This window comes from Candidatus Accumulibacter phosphatis, assembly GCF_012939955.1.
GTDB lineage: Bacteria > Pseudomonadota > Gammaproteobacteria > Burkholderiales > Rhodocyclaceae > Accumulibacter > Accumulibacter delftensis.
In genome coordinates this window covers 120,051-134,576 of record NZ_SPMY01000017.1, presented here as the reverse complement: position 1 = coordinate 134,576, position 14,526 = coordinate 120,051, and the positions used below count along the sequence as shown (strand labels likewise).

At 57.7% G+C, this 14,526-nt stretch carries 13 protein-coding genes and 2 pseudogenes; 1 reads left to right on the top strand and 14 read right to left on the bottom strand.

Going from position 1 to position 14,526, the window contains the following annotated elements:
* Positions 1 to 341: 341 nt before the first annotated feature.
* The 7 genes and pseudogenes from E4Q23_RS06335 to E4Q23_RS06305 form a co-directional block, all read right to left on the bottom strand.
* Positions 342 to 647 (bottom strand): annotated as a pseudogene (locus tag E4Q23_RS06335) (HD domain-containing phosphohydrolase); the annotation flags it as partial.
* Between the two features lie 60 nt (positions 648 to 707).
* Positions 708 to 863, bottom strand: a complete 156-nt coding sequence (locus tag E4Q23_RS06330; protein WP_169065838.1) for a hypothetical protein — start codon at positions 861 to 863, stop codon at positions 708 to 710.
* Between the two features lie 366 nt (positions 864 to 1,229).
* Positions 1,230 to 2,529, bottom strand: a pseudogene (aceA, locus tag E4Q23_RS06325) (isocitrate lyase).
* 241 nt (positions 2,530 to 2,770) lie between these two features.
* A complete protein-coding gene (locus E4Q23_RS06320; protein WP_169065837.1) occupies positions 2,771 to 3,016 on the bottom strand; it encodes a hypothetical protein in 246 nt (81 codons plus the stop codon).
* Between the two features lie 59 nt (positions 3,017 to 3,075).
* The gene (locus tag E4Q23_RS06315; RefSeq protein WP_336511616.1) at positions 3,076 to 3,756 is read right to left on the bottom strand and encodes a lytic transglycosylase domain-containing protein; all 681 of its coding nucleotides are present in this window, start codon (positions 3,754 to 3,756) and stop codon (positions 3,076 to 3,078) included.
* A 28-nt stretch (positions 3,757 to 3,784) separates the two neighbouring features.
* Positions 3,785 to 5,062, bottom strand: a complete 1,278-nt coding sequence (locus tag E4Q23_RS06310) for an undecaprenyl-phosphate glucose phosphotransferase (RefSeq protein ID WP_169065835.1) — start codon at positions 5,060 to 5,062, stop codon at positions 3,785 to 3,787.
* Between the two features lie 207 nt (positions 5,063 to 5,269).
* The gene (locus E4Q23_RS06305; RefSeq protein ID WP_169065834.1) at positions 5,270 to 5,596 is read right to left on the bottom strand and encodes a hypothetical protein; all 327 of its coding nucleotides are present in this window, start codon (positions 5,594 to 5,596) and stop codon (positions 5,270 to 5,272) included.
* On the opposite strand from E4Q23_RS06305, the gene epsA reads away from it, so the two are divergent.
* The gene (gene epsA / locus E4Q23_RS06300; RefSeq protein ID WP_336511615.1) at positions 5,572 to 6,381 is read left to right on the top strand and encodes an XrtB/PEP-CTERM-associated transcriptional regulator EpsA; all 810 of its coding nucleotides are present in this window, start codon (positions 5,572 to 5,574) and stop codon (positions 6,379 to 6,381) included. The genes E4Q23_RS06305 and epsA overlap by 25 nt on opposite strands.
* Before the next feature lie 327 nt (positions 6,382 to 6,708).
* Here epsA and E4Q23_RS23625 read toward each other — a convergent pair whose 3' ends face one another.
* The 7 genes from E4Q23_RS23625 to E4Q23_RS06265 form a co-directional block, all read right to left on the bottom strand.
* Complete coding sequence (locus E4Q23_RS23625) at positions 6,709 to 7,374, bottom strand: PEP-CTERM sorting domain-containing protein (protein ID WP_248595271.1); 666 nt, start codon at positions 7,372 to 7,374, stop codon at positions 6,709 to 6,711.
* 402 nt (positions 7,375 to 7,776) lie between these two features.
* The gene (locus tag E4Q23_RS23620; protein WP_248595270.1) at positions 7,777 to 8,382 is read right to left on the bottom strand and encodes a PEPxxWA-CTERM sorting domain-containing protein; all 606 of its coding nucleotides are present in this window, start codon (positions 8,380 to 8,382) and stop codon (positions 7,777 to 7,779) included.
* A gap of 556 nt (positions 8,383 to 8,938) precedes the next feature.
* A complete protein-coding gene (locus E4Q23_RS06285) occupies positions 8,939 to 9,709 on the bottom strand; it encodes a WecB/TagA/CpsF family glycosyltransferase (RefSeq protein ID WP_169065832.1) in 771 nt (256 codons plus the stop codon).
* Positions 9,702 to 10,955 carry a glycosyltransferase family 4 protein gene (locus E4Q23_RS06280; protein WP_336511614.1) on the bottom strand — a complete coding sequence of 418 codons (1,254 nt, stop codon included), beginning with the start codon at positions 10,953 to 10,955 and terminating at the stop codon, positions 9,702 to 9,704. The genes E4Q23_RS06285 and E4Q23_RS06280 overlap by 8 nt, the downstream gene beginning before the upstream one ends.
* Positions 10,912 to 11,256, bottom strand: coding sequence for a hypothetical protein (locus E4Q23_RS06275; protein WP_169065831.1), 345 nt, complete (start codon positions 11,254 to 11,256; stop codon positions 10,912 to 10,914). Before E4Q23_RS06275 ends, E4Q23_RS06280 begins: the two co-directional genes overlap by 44 nt.
* A gap of 205 nt (positions 11,257 to 11,461) precedes the next feature.
* The gene (locus E4Q23_RS06270) at positions 11,462 to 12,883 is read right to left on the bottom strand and encodes a hypothetical protein (RefSeq protein WP_169065830.1); all 1,422 of its coding nucleotides are present in this window, start codon (positions 12,881 to 12,883) and stop codon (positions 11,462 to 11,464) included.
* A 284-nt stretch (positions 12,884 to 13,167) separates the two neighbouring features.
* Positions 13,168 to 14,442: an O-antigen ligase family protein gene (locus E4Q23_RS06265; protein ID WP_169065829.1), complete on the bottom strand. Its 1,275-nt coding sequence runs from the start codon at positions 14,440 to 14,442 to the stop codon at positions 13,168 to 13,170.
* Between the last annotated feature and the right edge of the window lie 84 nt (positions 14,443 to 14,526).

The window sequence follows — 14,526 nt, the reverse complement described above, 5'->3', positions numbered from 1 at the left end:
TCAGGGAAGTGGCAGATTGTTGGTGCAATGAAATAAAAACTTAGTCCTGTCAATGGCCTGGCGCGACATTCGCTGCGGCCGAGCAGGGGAGATCCGGTTGCCGACAAGTCGTTGCAGTTCACCGTCCTCACGCGCAGGCTTGCTAGCCTTTCCCGTTAAGTATAAGCAAAGACTATGCCTGAGAATAAGCCGCGTTTATTTAATCAGTGACTTACGGTATTGTTTATCCGGCCGCCACTAAGCTGGCGGCGGCCGCTGTAAAGAAAGCTGACAGTTGCCTGTCGTCGGGCGCGGGCTGCGCGGTAGTTGCCGCACCAGGCACCAGGGCGCGATGTCGTGGCTCAGGCGCTGTGCTCGAAGGGCTGTTGCGGGTTTCGCGGGTTGCCAAGGAGACTATCAATGTCGACCAGGTCAAGCTGTTGCGCCTGCATGAAGCGTCGGGCGTATTCCAGATCGACGCCCGAGCGCAAGAACCGGGCAAACAAGTCGGGGTCGATGTGTTGCTCGCCTTGCATGCGCGACATGATCGCCAGTGCTTCCGAGAGCGTTTTCCGCTTCTTGTACGGACGGTCGATCGGCGTCAATGCCTCGACGATGTCGGCGATAGCCATCATGGGTGCCAGCGGACTCGTCTGCGTGCGTGTGAGCTGGCGCGTTTACTGCCGTGCAAAGTCATCGTCGAACTGCCACAGTTCGACAGCGCGTCGCTAACGCGCCAGGGTGTCGTCCTCGCCTCTGGCTTCCGCTTGCAGGCAGCCGATTTCGGCATCACGCTTGAGCACCTCAAAGCGCATGCGTGCAGCCAGGCCTGCCGCGCAGCCGCCCAGTGCCGCAATATCTTCGGACTGGAGAGCAGCCGGCACGCGCGACGCCATCGGCGAGCGCCGCGCCAAGCAGCGGGCCGGCCGACGCGTGCACGTGTTGCGGGTAGGGATGGGGCATTTGCCTGTCCTCATGGCGGCTACTTGATGGCCAAGGATAGCGCTCGACAGGGCAGTTGATCACCTACTTCATCACGGAAGGCGGTTTGTAACGACGCGCTTTCCGGACGAGGCGCGCCCGCGTTCTACGGGTGCAACAAGCGTTGTGCGCGCGCATTCCCGCTCCGACGGCTGTGCGCAACAGGCACGGCATGCGCCTGCGCAGGCGTGGAAACCGGGTTCAGTCAGGCCGGCTGAGCACAAAAAAAAGCCGCGCGATGCGCGGCTTCTTGGCGACTCACTGCTCGCTCAGTGGAACTGCTCTTCTTCGGTCGAACCGGTCAACGCGGTGACCGACGAGGTGCCGCCCTGGATGACGGTGGTGACGTCGTCGAAGTAGCCGGTGCCGACTTCCTGCTGGTGCGAAACGAAGCTGTAGCCGCGATCGCGGGCCGCAAATTCCGGCTCCTGAACTTTTTTCGACGTAGGCCGTCATGCCGCGTTTGACGTAGTCCTGCGCCAGATCGAACATGTGGTACCACATGTTGTGGATGCCGGCGAGAGTGATGAACTGGTACTTGTAGCCCATCGCCCCGAGTTCCTTCTGGAACTTGGCAATCGTCGCGTCGTCGAGGTTCTTCTTCCAGTTGAACGACGGCGAGCAGTTGTAGGCGAGCATCTTGCCTGGGTGCTTGGCATGCACGGCTTCGGCAAACTGGCGTGCGAACTCGAGATCCGGCGTACCCGTTTCGCACCACACCAGGTCGGCGTAGTCGGCGTAGGCCACGGCGCGGGAAATCGCCTGCTGGAGACCTTTGTTGGTCTTGTAGAAGCCTTCCGCAGTACGCTCACCGGTGACGAAGGGCTTGTCGTTGTCGTCGCAGTCGGAGGTCAGCAGGTCGGCTGCTTCGGCATCGGTACGAGCGATGACCAGGGTCGGCACCCCGCAGACGTCGGCAGCAAAGCGCGCGGCGATCAGCTTCTGTACGGCTTCCTGCGTCGGAACGAGGACTTTGCCACCCATGTGGCCGCACTTCTTGACCGAAGCCAACTGGTCTTCCCAGTGCACCCCGGCTGCGCCGGCGCGAATCATCGCCTTCATCAGTTCAAAGGCGTTCAGCACGCCACCAAAGCCGGCTTCGGCGTCGGCAACGATCGGCGCGAAGTAGTCGATGTAGCCCTTGTCACCGGCGTTCAGGTCCTTCGAGCACTGGATCTCGTCGGCACGACGGAAAGAGTTGTTGATGCGCTCGACGACCTTCGGCACTGAATCCACGGGATACAGGGACTGGTCGGGGTACATCGCCGCGTAGGAGTTGTTGTCGGCGGCAACCTGCCAGCCCGACAGATAGATCGCCTTGACACCCGCCTTGACCTGCTGCATCGCCTGCCCACCGGTCAGCGCACCGAGGCAGTTGACGAAGGGCTCGTTGTTGACCAGGTCCCACAGTTTTTCGGCGCCGCGACGGGCAACGGTGTATTCGATCGGGAAGGAACCACGCAGGCGTACGACATCGGCCGCCGAATAGCCGCGCTTGATGCTTTTCCAGCGGGGGTTCTCGGCCCAGTCTTTTTCCAGTTCGGCGATCTGCTGTTCTTTTGTACTCATGATTGGCTCTCCAAAATTAGGAAGTGCGGTTGCGGCAAGAGTGGCGCCCGGGGGTCGAAGCAACAACAAACCAGAGACTCGACAGCGGGTAACCAATGGTAACCAGTATAACGGCCTTTGCTAATGCAGGCAACTGTCTTATATAAGACATAAGATATATTTTTTGTTTAGACAAAACAGCCGCTTGCCGTTTACGTTCCGCATTGCGGGACGAAATTCTCCAGCGCGAAATGCCTCCCGCCTATGCCTCAGGGGTTTCCGGCGTGAAGACGAGTTCGGGAAGAATCACGTCCCAGCGCTTGCAAGGAAGCTGCTCAAGGTTTTCGGGCCGGCTATCGCGGCGCGACCGGACAAGGGGCGCGGCGAGCCGCGCAGCGACCAAGCAGATGGCCCTGAAGATCGCGCCACGCGCGGCGTCGTCGCGCAGCTCGGCCGAGATAAGCTCGCAGATATGGGTAAGTTTCTCGGCCGGCGTCGTCGGCCGCACAGCGAAGGGGAGTGCTTGACCAGGTCGCGCTCGGCGGGCCAGGGCTGGCTGACGCCGGCCTACCTGTGCGGCGTCGGAAGCAAGCGATACGGCGCCAGATGGCGATTGGTCAGGCGGGTGCCTTCGATATAGACACGCTGGACGGGGCTCGCCGAAATGGCCGGCTCACCATAGTCCCGAAGAACCTTGCTGACATAGGCCATGGTTTCCGGAAAAGGCGGAACGCTGTTTCCATAACGGATGACGGCTCCTTCACCAGCGTTATAGGCTGCCAGGGCTAGCGGCACACTCTTGAAACGGTCGAGCAACTGACGAAGGTAGGTGGTCCCTGCACCAACATTGCTCTCGGGATGGGCCGGATCCGAAACGCCAAACCGCCTGGCCGTATCCGGCATCAATTGCATCAGGCCGACCGCCCCTTTCGGAGACACCGCGTCGGAACGATAGCCCGACTCGGCGCGAATGACTGCGTGCACGAGGGCCGGATCCACGCCATTGCCACGCGCATGGCGCTCTATCAGGCCGGAGAACGGGCCGCCAGTCTGGCTGTCCCTGCCGGTGCTCGCTGCCGCATTCCGCCGGGCACGATAGTCTGAACGCTGAATCGTCAAGAGAAACGGATTCGGTCCCTTGCCCGCTTTTCCGGATCGCGCGTAGGCCGCGTTAACGCCATCTCGCGCCTGGCTGAACGCTGGCGTTGGCAGCAGCGCTGTCGCCGCCAGGAGCACGCCAGCAAACACGAGGCTTCCTGGCCGGCGAGTAGGTGCCTCAATAGGCACTGCTGTCCTTGAAGACCAGAATGATCGTGCGGCAGACGATGTACAAATCCATTTTCAGTGACCAGGTGCGCAGATACTCCAGATCAAAGTCGATCCGCTTTTGCATCTTGTCGAGCGTCTCCGTTTCACCGCGGTAACCGTTAACCTGAGCCCAGCCGGTAATGCCAGGTTTGACCTTGTGGCGAACCATGTAGCGTTTGATCAGTTTGCGGTAGGTTTCATTGTGCGCGACGGCGTGCGGACGTGGCCCGACAATGCTCATTTCGCCGAGTAACACATTGAAGAATTGCGGCAACTCATCCAGCGACGTCTTGCGCAATACAGCGCCAATCCGCGTGATTCGCGCGTCTCCCCGGCACGCCTGGGCGACCAGGGGGCCGTCTTCGCAGACGGTCATCGAACGGAACTTGTAGACCACGATCTCCTTGCCATCGAGTCCGTAACGCCGCTGCTTGAAAATGACCGTTCCCGGCGAATCCATGCGGATCAATGCGGCGATCAGCAGCAGGACAGGAGAAATGAGCAGCAGGATGGTCAGCGAGAGAACGATGTCGCTGCAGCGCTTGACGATCCCGTTCAGCCCGGCAAACGGCGTGTCACACACCGCCATGACGGGCACGCGGCCCACCGCATCCATCCGCGCCTGAATCAGATCCGTAACAAAGACATCGGGAACGAAATACACTGATGCGGTGGTGTCGGTCAGCGTATCGAGCAAGGAAAGGATGCGTGGCTGGCTGGCCATTGGCAGTGCCAGGTAGATGATGTCGATGGCGTCAGTCCTGGCATGTCCGGCGACATCGGAAAAGCGGCCGCACAGTCGCTTCGAGTCAATACCCACACGGCCAATGTCGCGGTCGTCGAAATAGCCGACGAGTTCGATCCCCAGTGTTGGATGAGCGGCAATTTCTGCGGCCAGGTGCGTCCCCAGTTCATTGCATCCGACAATCACCGCACGCTTCTTGTGGCCACTCATCGAGAGCAGCCGTGGCATCAGCAGGCGCAGGGCCAAATGACAGGCAAGCTGCAAGCCTGGCGTCAGCCACAGCAAAGCGAGCAGCAGCTCCTCGGGAAAAAGTTTGTAGAGGCCGGTGGCCCAGCCAAAGAAGCCCAGCAGCGAGGCGACGCCCAGCCAGCTCAGAAGCACGTCGCGAACGGTGACGCGAAAGCGCTGTTCGATCATGCTCCTGCCAGGAAAACTCAGAGAAAACAGAAGGACACCGAGCACCACGTAGTGATGGTACTGATCGTCGCCCGACGCGTGCATGAGCCCCGTCAGCACGACCAGTTGGCGACCGGGTCCACCAGCGACTCGGTCAGCCGGAACAGGGCGCCACCCGCCCGATTGACGCCAAGAAATGGTCGATTCGCGGCCATCTCAGAAACTGCCTTTCGGCCAACAATATGTCCTCATCACGGTCCTCTCCGGCATTGGCGACCGCAGCCAGCTTGGCCACGATCAATCGCCTAGCGATCACAGGGTCATTTTATCGAGTGAAAACAAGATCACCGTGACGCAGTTCTCGTCCAGCTGTTCGCGGACATGGCAAGGTTCGTCCATCGACGATTTCGCCATGTGCTCACTCGATTCGAGCGCTGCGGTGCTGCCGGGAAAGCCAGCAATGGCGCCGGATGCCTGGGTAAGCGAGTTGGCGGCCAGGCGGTGAGCTTGCAGGTGAACCAGACCTCGATCTTCCGCCCCTGCCTGCGTCGACCTGTCGCATGGCGGTGCAATCGCCGTCAGCACGCCGGTGAACTTAAAGAAGAGAAATAACAATGATTCTGACTTCATCACCAACAAGACTGAGCAGCGCTCAGGTCATCGAGACCATGCGCGGCTCGCTGTCCATTGCCAACCACTTCAAGCTTCTCGTGTGGCTGCAGGGCGATGTGCAGCGGATAATTCCTCATGACGCGCTGATTTCGTACAGCGGCGCAATCGGCAGCGAGAATGGTCACTATGACGTCGTCTCTTCAATGCCCGGGATGCGAACGTCCAAACTGCCGCGCGACAAAATCTCGAAGCTTGGCCTAAATGCGTACCAACAATGGATAACTGCTGGCACGACGGTCGCCTCGGCGGCCGTCCCCGACGACCTGGGGAACGACTCCAGGGAAGGCGGCTGCCCCGCGGCGACGGCGAGCATGAAATACAGTCTCTTCCATGGCATCCACGATGCGCGCTTCAAGCTCGACCACTTCTATATCCTGCTGCGTCAGACAGGCGAGTTTACAGAGAACGAACAGCGACTGTTCGAACTGTTGCTGCCGCATGTCGATGCGGCGGTAAGCAGGATCGAAAGTCTGCAGACGCGACGGCCGGCCCTCGCGCCCCTCGCGTACATGCTGCCCGAGTCCCTGAACGCGGCAGGCCTGAGCAGCCGCGAACTGGAAATTCTGCAGTGGGTTCGTCAAGGCAAGACCAACCTTGAAATCGGGATGATTCTCGGTATCAGCGGCTTCACCGTGAAGAACCACCTGAAGCGCATCTTCGACAAATTCAACGTCAGCAACAGAGCGCAGGCAGTGGGCAAGCTGGAACAAGTCATCCGCCAGGGCGCATCCCCGGTATTGACTGCCGAATAGTTTTCGGGAGGAATTGGGCAGCAGAGTCGTCGCTCGTTGGCGACAGCGAAGCGGACCAGCCAGGACGACGGCGGGTCGTCCGGCGACCGGGTCGGCTGCCATCCGGTCACTCTACCGCGACGGGAACCACGCAAGCTTCCAGGCTAAGAACAGTGACGCTGGTAGCGACATGCGACCGCCGCAGGTGGGGTCGCCAGGCAATGCCGCGAATTGCAGCTTCCCGGATGTTTTGGCTCACCGCCGTAGCCATCGCCCCCTTTAAAACGTGCAATGCCGCTCGGCCACGATCTTTCCACCTCCCTGTGCGGCCGAGCGGCTAGCCCGTGATCACGCTTCTGCGGACCTGCGACGGCGAGCGACAGCACCGACAATTCCCAGACCTGCCAACAGCATGGCATAGGACTCGGGTTCAGGAACCGCAGCGACGAGAAAGTCCTGGTTCGTTTCCGAATGCAATTGGTCGACATAGTGCGTGACCGTTTGCGTGCCCAAGTTCGCCCAAATGGCGTCAAGAGCGGTCAGAGCTGCTTGCGTCGATCCCGTGCTGCTGGTGGCATTGAAGGTTCCGGTGGTGAAGCCGTAGCTACTGGTCGTCTCGTTGATAACTTCCCACACCGCAGACTGGAGCGCCGCGGAATTGTCCTGGCTGTTCGGCAACGAATTACTGGCCGCATAAGACATGAGCTGGTTCAAAGCCGTCGCCTTGCCTGCGCCCCAAGCGGTGGCCCCAGCCACCACCGAATAGTTATTGTAAGTAGTGCCGAAACTGAATACTTGACCAATCTCGGCGCAAAATGTAACGAAGGCATTGCCGTTCAGAAACCCAGAGAACTGACCGGCCCCACCACTATAACCAGGAGTGCCCACGCTAACGGTAGACGGGCCGCCGTATGTGTAGCTGTTGAGCACGACTGTGTCGGCCAGCGCCGGCGCGGCCAGAGCTGCGGAGACCGCGACTGCTGCGAGACTCCTGACCATGAATCTGATTTCCATGATGTGATTCCTTTCGGTATTTATCGAGAGTTAATGACTTTTCTGCTGGTTTGGGAAACTGGATGTTTCATACCCTTTTCCACGCTAGTCAATTTACGCGCCGGGATTTGCTTCGGCAATAGCCATTTTGGGCCACTCGCCCGGGCTTTCCTGCCGGCAAGCGGACTTCCGGCCCACGACTCTAATATAAAAAGAATAATACGGACGCCATCCTTTCGAGGTCCGGCCGACAAGAAAAATCGGGGTGGCTGTTTTCGACAATAGTCCGTTTGGGCTATGCCGTGGTTTTCTGGATGCGCGCTTGTTCCCCAATCGCCTGGGTGCCAGAACCATTGAATCTGTTTTTTGCGAGCGGAAGGTTTGACGGCGAGGGTGCCGCTTGAGCACCCCCGCGCGCCTGAATCAGGCGGGTGTTCCCGGAGCCTCTGACGAACGACGGCGGCGGGCGATTGCACCCACCATGCCAAGACCGGCCAGCATCATGGCGTAGGTCTCCGGTTCCGGGACCGGCGGGATATTTTGGGATAGCAAGTCGCCTGTCGCCTTGTCCTGGAGCGCATCCTTAAGGAACTGGACTTTCAGGTGCGGCAATGCGAAATTGAGGGCGCCACCAGACGTGAAGTCGATCGTCCAGCTCATGTTGTCCGTCAACGCGATTGGCGCGCCGGTGAAGCAGGCGCCACCCCCGCCCCCGGTCGTGCAGCCGACGTTGGCCGAAAGGCCATGCACGAGATCGGCGCCAAATGAACCCGGTCCGCTGAAGATGCTGGCACTCGTGAGCGCCCCGATATTCTTGATCTCGAATGCCTTGATATAATTGATACCGGACCAGTTAGGGGTGGCGCCGGTGGCGGCATTAAGAATGTCCAGTTGCAGGGTGTTTGAATCAACCACCGTAGTGTTGAAAGTGACGCCCTGCCATGTAAGGCTGTTGTCAGCCGCTGCCGCTGGCAGTGCGGCGATTGCCAGAGCCGCCACGGCCACACTCTTGAGAAGTTTGGTTTTCATGGTGAGTTATCTCCTGTCCATTTGATTGATTGTTGTCACGGCCCATGCCGGTTGGTGAAACGCCGTGGGAGTGATTTTGTTTCCATTCATACGCGAGGCTAATCTACTTAACGCCTATTTTCGCAGCAATGGCGCATTCGGACTATTGCTGCTGCCGCCAAGATTTAATGGGGGTTTCTGATTGCGGCAGTCGCTCGGCGGAGATTATGCTTAGTCCAAACGGACTATTGCCAGAAGCGAAGCGGTCGACCGCCCTGCCGTAATTCGTCGTGTCCCTGAGGTTGTTGCAGGGATTGAATCCATATCCTGGCGACGAAAGGGATGCCCTGCCGGTAAGGCTCAGTCGGCGCTGCTCTTGGGTTCAACGAATGGAGTAGCGACGTGGCGGGGCAGTCGCAGGCTCGGCTGCTCTCGTTCCGCCTTTTTTGCCTGGCGGTGTCCTGGTCGAGATGGCGCGCTGGTCGCGTCTAGCATTGCCGAAGGAAGGCGAACCGTGTCGGCTATGGCAGACGGGGTGGCTTGGCGCGCTGCGCGACCAGGACGAGTGCCCGCTCGATCAACGTGTTGATTCCTTGCGTCGGCACAACAACTGGCGAAGCGCCAGCAAGACGAACATGGTATTTGTGAGCAGGTAGCGCTTCCATAGACGGCCCGGCTCGGAAAACAGCCGATGCAGCCACTCGAGCCCATAACGCTGCATCCAGAGCGGCGCGCGCTTGATGGTGCCGGCGTGGTAGTCAAAAGCCGCACCGACGCCGATCATCACCGCGTTGATTCGCCCGCGATGCGCCGCCATCCACTTTTCCTGCTTCGGGCAACCCAGGCTCACCCAAACCGTGCCCGCACCAGAAGCATTGATGCGCGCAACGTCCGTCGCATCCTCCTCCGCCGAGAGCGGACGGAAGGGTGGCGAAATCGCACCGGCCACTTTCAAACTTGGGAAGGCTTCCCGCAAGCGCTGCTGCAAAGTCGCCAGCGTCTCGTCGCTGCTGCCGTAGAGAAAGATCGACTCGTCGCGTCCCGCAGCTTGCGCGCAATACTTCCACATCAGGTCCGGGCCGTTGATTCGCTTCTGCTCGGCGAAACCCAGTCTGCGCAGCATCCAGGCCACGGGTGCGCCGTCGGGCGTCGCCATGTCGGCTTCCGCGACAACGCGACCAAACTCTGCGTCTTGCCCGGCAGTCACCACCGAATGGACATTGCAGATGCACACGTAGCGGCTTTCATACCCTAGCCCCCACTGGCGAATGCGCTCAAGCGCCTGCGCCCAGCGGATAGCGTCAATCGGTACGCCGAGAACCCGGCCGGTAAGGCGCTCGTCAGCCACGCTGGCCTCTCACTTCGTCGATCGCTTCCTGATAGATGGTCATCAGGCGCCGGTAATTCACCTCGGCAGAAAACTCGGCTTCGTACTGCGCCCGGGCCTTACGCCCCATCTCCCCCATCTCCTCGGGATGCGCCAGCGCCCACGCCATCTTGTCGGCCAGATCGCGCGGATTGCCCGGCTCGAACAGCAGTCCGGTTTCGCCATCTGTCACAATTTCAGCCATTGAACCCATACGGCTGGCAATCACTGGCAAGCCACACGCGAAAGCCTCCACAATGGTGCGGGGAAAGTTTTCATAGCAGATGCTTGACACTATCAGTGCTAACGCACCATTCATTTCTCGTCGGACTAATTCGCTCGACAAAGAGCCTAAGCTAGTCAAACCGCATACCTTCTCGATCAAGGCCGCTTCTGGGCCGTCTCCCGCCACACGCAACCGCGCAGTTGGGAGGCGAGCCATGGCTCCAACTAGGGTTGTAGTTCCCTTCTCGGCCGACAATCGGCCAACAAAAAGAAAATCCGCACGCGGGATATCCTCTGGCTCAGAAAAATCTGCAAAATTCGGCTTCACCACCACTCGCTCCGCAGGCAAACCACCCTCAATGAACTTCGCACGAGAAAAATCACTCAACGCAATATAGCGAGCCACCTTTCCCCGATACGTCCCGAGCACACGGTGCAGAGTCAGCATCCCCGCCATTGCCACCGATGCCGAGCGCGATCCCCGGTAACACGTCCGTGCTACCCCGCGCCAAGGCACATGCCCAATGCAGTCCTCGCACACCTCCTTATCGCGTAAGAACAACGCGTTCAGGCACATCAGGCGAAAGTTATGCAAAGTCTGCACTACAGGTATCCCGGCGCGATCTGCCGCCCAGTAAACCGAGGGTGAAATAAGAGGGAGAGTGTTGTGTACGTGAATTACGTGTGGCCGGAAACGGCGGATTTCCTCCGCCATATCACGTGTCGTGCGCGAAGACCAGAGCGTTTGCCTCGCCGCTGCAACTAATGAAAGGTCCGGGATAGCATTGTTATGGCGGAAATAGGTGCCCACTTGGTGGCCCCGTGATTCGAGAAGTGCAATCTCTTCCGCTACGACCGAGTCCTCGCCACCCCACTGCTGGTAAGCGCAATGAACGACGAGAACTCGAAATATTCCAATCACTCTGTGATCATTCCAGTAAAAAAACGGCTCGTCAGCCCTAAAAAAATAGATGACGTTCTCCTTTTGTCGTCTGATATTCACGGAAATTGAAATCAAATTTCTGAAATCGTAAAATAGTTTTAGCAAATGCTACCGAGAACTCGACCCGCTGAAAAACAATGGGTATCCGGCCAGCGTTGCGCACACCTTCCACTACCCCGGTCGCTTTTCTAAAGTTTGCACCATCCGGATCAAAATCGTAGTCATGATTGGCTGACATGCCTGACGCGAATACGCGCTTATCCTGACTTGTCTGCCAGCTTCTACCATCGGCAGTTTGCAGCGAAACAAACCCAAACTGGCGCCTAGGGAAGGTCACCAAAACCCCGCCATCGAACTGCACGTTTCCCTCGAGAACACCCGCGACGACCTTGTTGTGAGGGGTGTCGATGGTTAGTCGCGGCGTAGCACGATCCAGTAACAGTGCACCACTTGGCCTATTGTCTAGCTGCGACTTAGAACTAGCGGTTGTGTGGTCACTGGTCGTCGACCACTTCAATCGGATTGGCGTACTCAATGAAGCGACGTTCATCTCCGCTATAATGTGTCTAGCGCCAGTCCCGCATCCTTGAGGTCGGGAACAATAGCCGGGTGCGGGCCCAAAAATCTGCAACGGCGAAAAATTGATAAGTTCGCGGTTGATCCTCCGGAGACAGTTCTCCTCCTAGAAAAACCAAACCCGCCGCCGACCACGCGGCAATAGTGACTTCATCCCCACCGTGATGCAGTCCGAGATACACGCCACGGGGCGCCGAATCCAGAGGGTTAGACGGGGTCGGCAATGGCTTCCCGCCATATTTTGGTGACCCTTCTGCACCAACGTCGTAGATTGCCCAAGGTTGGCCATAAGTGTACAAAAAAACCCCATCCCAATCCTGGGTTTCGGCCAGAAATAAAAGCGCCCAGGGCCACTCCGCACGATAAGGGTACGGTCGGAAGAAGCTGTTCTCATACACCACGGTCGGTTTTCCCTGAACGCCGCCGTAATTGAAATTGTAGTAGACAGGGTTCGAGAGATTCAAGCGAAATGGGAAGAATGGGCTTTTCCTGCCATCGTTCAATGGCGTTTGGTACGCTCCTATCGCAGAATAGTCTCCAGCGGAATAGGCTGCTCGCGCGACCAACAGTGGATCACCAGCCTGTGTCGAATAGGTGAACGGTTGCACCGCGATTCCTCTTCCGGGAGTAGCCATTCCGCGAGCAACACGTTCAAGGCGTTGACTCACGCTCACGAAGCGCTCAAATATAAACTGGCGATAGGCGGCATGTTCTGGCTTGTCGGCGATATCCCAGTCGCCATCGTAGATTGGCAGATCCACCATGGACTTGCCGCCGTTCTGCCGCCAAAAATCCTGCCAAAGCCGATTCACTTGACGACGCAGTGAAGAAGGCAGGCCAGATACGCAGGATCGCCGCAAAGCGCAATAAACGAACTGGCTTTCGTTAGCTAGTTCCCAGCCAGAGAAGACAGGGTCATCCGCGTAGGTGCGCCCGGCGTACGGATTAAAATGGGTCAGGTAGTTACGGATATGGGCAGTCAGCATCGCTTCCCATCCCTCAGAAAGATACGCTGCGATTCCGTGCAGGCTACGGATATCGCCATCAGTGGCGTGCTGGCCGAGAATGGCTCGTACTTCCGGGTCTGGCCAACTGCGTATCGCGTCAAAATCTGGATAGTGAAGAGCAGGGTTCTGGACAAAAATTCCCTTGCGTTTAAGTTCCGCGATAAAGAAATCGTAGCGATCGAGTAGTGAGCCATCGTGCATGGTGGACCGGGGGAAGCGCCACTCAATCAACGAGCGGCGGTCGTAAAAAGTCCCTTGCGTAGGCCAGAGACGAACCGCGTTCACCCCCAACAGGGCAAGACGTTCAACTGCGTGAGTGATTTCATCATACGAAGGAAAAACCCCTGACTGGACATTGAATCCCCAGAAGCGAATGCGCTGCTTACCAAGAAAAAAAATGCCCATCACGCACCACAACATAGGTAGTGGTGCTCGGTCGGGGTAACAAGGGCACAGCAATTTCGCCACTCGTCGCGTTGGCGAAGCCTGTCTCAACCAGAGCGACAACTACCAGCATAAATAAAAAAAAATAATCCGCGTGCGCGCATCATCGCTTTGCTTTGACTCCAATTGCTAGGTGGGCCGTGCTTCTCACGTTCAGACATGTGGCGGCACGCATTTCCCCATGAATCATTTCCAGGACGACGTAAACGTAGAGTAGCAGCGCACCAATTATCAATAGCTGGCCACTAATATTTGGCGTTAGCATGCCAAAAGTCCAGAGCATTATAGCCCACGCGCTCGTGCACCGGAAAAAAACGCGGGGTCACATGGCCACCCAGAGTCCCAAAAAGATACACTGTTCGTAGTAAAAAGATAACGAGCAACAACGTTGCGACGACTCCGCCGTTGATCTGAGTTTGAACGAATTCATTATGTGCATGGACTGCTCGGAAATACGCGGCAGATACGCCACTGGCCATGATTTCATTCAATTTTTTGGGGCCAGCGATATATCCATGGCCCAGTAATGGCGCCTCAGCGATCAGATGGCGGGATGCCTGCCACACTTCCGTCCGTTCTGAAGCGGTTGCTAAGCTGCTGACCGAGCCACCTCGGGCGAGAAACTTTCCTACCGTATCGGTTAGGAGGTCTTGGGCAATCCATGCCATGCAAGCCAGTAAAATAATTGCCGCGGCGGCAAAGAAACGGCCGTACATTGCGCGAGGCTTGAGAAAAACAAAGAAGCATGTAGCCAGAAAAAATCCAGCCCAGGCACCCCGTGAATAGGTGGCCGCCATGACACAGAATGAAAGCAACAGGCCAAGGCGAAAGAGACGTGGTTTAAGCTCCAGGAAGTAGAAAAAGGCCATACCGGCCAGCACCCCGAGAGTGTTCGGGTGTGCGAAGGGGTTTCCCAAGCGGCCTGCTCCATTCTGGCCTATAGAATATACTAATCTGGGCGCGATCGGAAGTAGAATAAGCGTTAGCAGTAGCATAAGCAGCAAAATGGGGAAGACCACCCGCAATACCCAGTTCTCCCGATCGGGAAGACTGGTTGGCGCTCGCGTTACCACGGTTGCGATGAGAAACAACAATAGTATCCACTCTGCAAGTCGGTACATGGCAAGCAGCAGATCTTGCCCTCGTAGCACCAGAAAAGCGTCGATCAGATACCAGCCAAAAATAAGCATGGGTAAAGTGAGGGGCGGCCGAATTCTTGGCGTGGGCGCGACTTGCAGGCGGTTGGTATTGAAGAGGTTGAAGATAAAACATGACCCCACCAGAAAGAACATTGTAATGCGGCTTATGGACTGAGGGTTCAACATATCAGGCTTCGTAATTCCGCTAGTGTCGAAAGCCATAATAGATGGCATGTTGACCGACCAGACCCAAAGCAATAATATGTAAAGCGCCAGCTGTCCATTGCCCGCGGCGATGTGGTATGCCCACTTATAACCGACTAAAAGTGTGGCAAGCGCTGCAACAAAAATGGAAAAAAACAATTGCAAGGGTAGGTTCAACCGCTGACAGTATTCCGAGAAACACAGCAGAAAACGAGACCAGCAGCACTGCTGGAAGCTTGGCCAATGCCCTTTGCAGAGTGT

What these genes read in the sequence shown, in the direction of transcription:
- E4Q23_RS23620 (WP_248595270.1), bottom strand. Translation starts at nt 8,382, where the DNA reads ATGAAAACCAAACTTCTCAAGAGTGTGGCCGTGGCGGCTCTGGCAATC.
- E4Q23_RS06270 (WP_169065830.1), bottom strand. Translation starts at nt 12,883, where the DNA reads ATGGGCATTTTTTTTCTTGGTAAGCAGCGCATTCGCTTCTGGGGATTC.
- epsA (WP_336511615.1), top strand. Translation starts at nt 5,572, where the DNA reads ATGATTCTGACTTCATCACCAACAAGACTGAGCAGCGCTCAGGTCATC.
- E4Q23_RS23625 (WP_248595271.1), bottom strand. Translation starts at nt 7,374, where the DNA reads ATGGAAATCAGATTCATGGTCAGGAGTCTCGCAGCAGTCGCGGTCTCC.
- E4Q23_RS06310 (WP_169065835.1), bottom strand. Translation starts at nt 5,062, where the DNA reads ATGCACGCGTCGGGCGACGATCAGTACCATCACTACGTGGTGCTCGGT.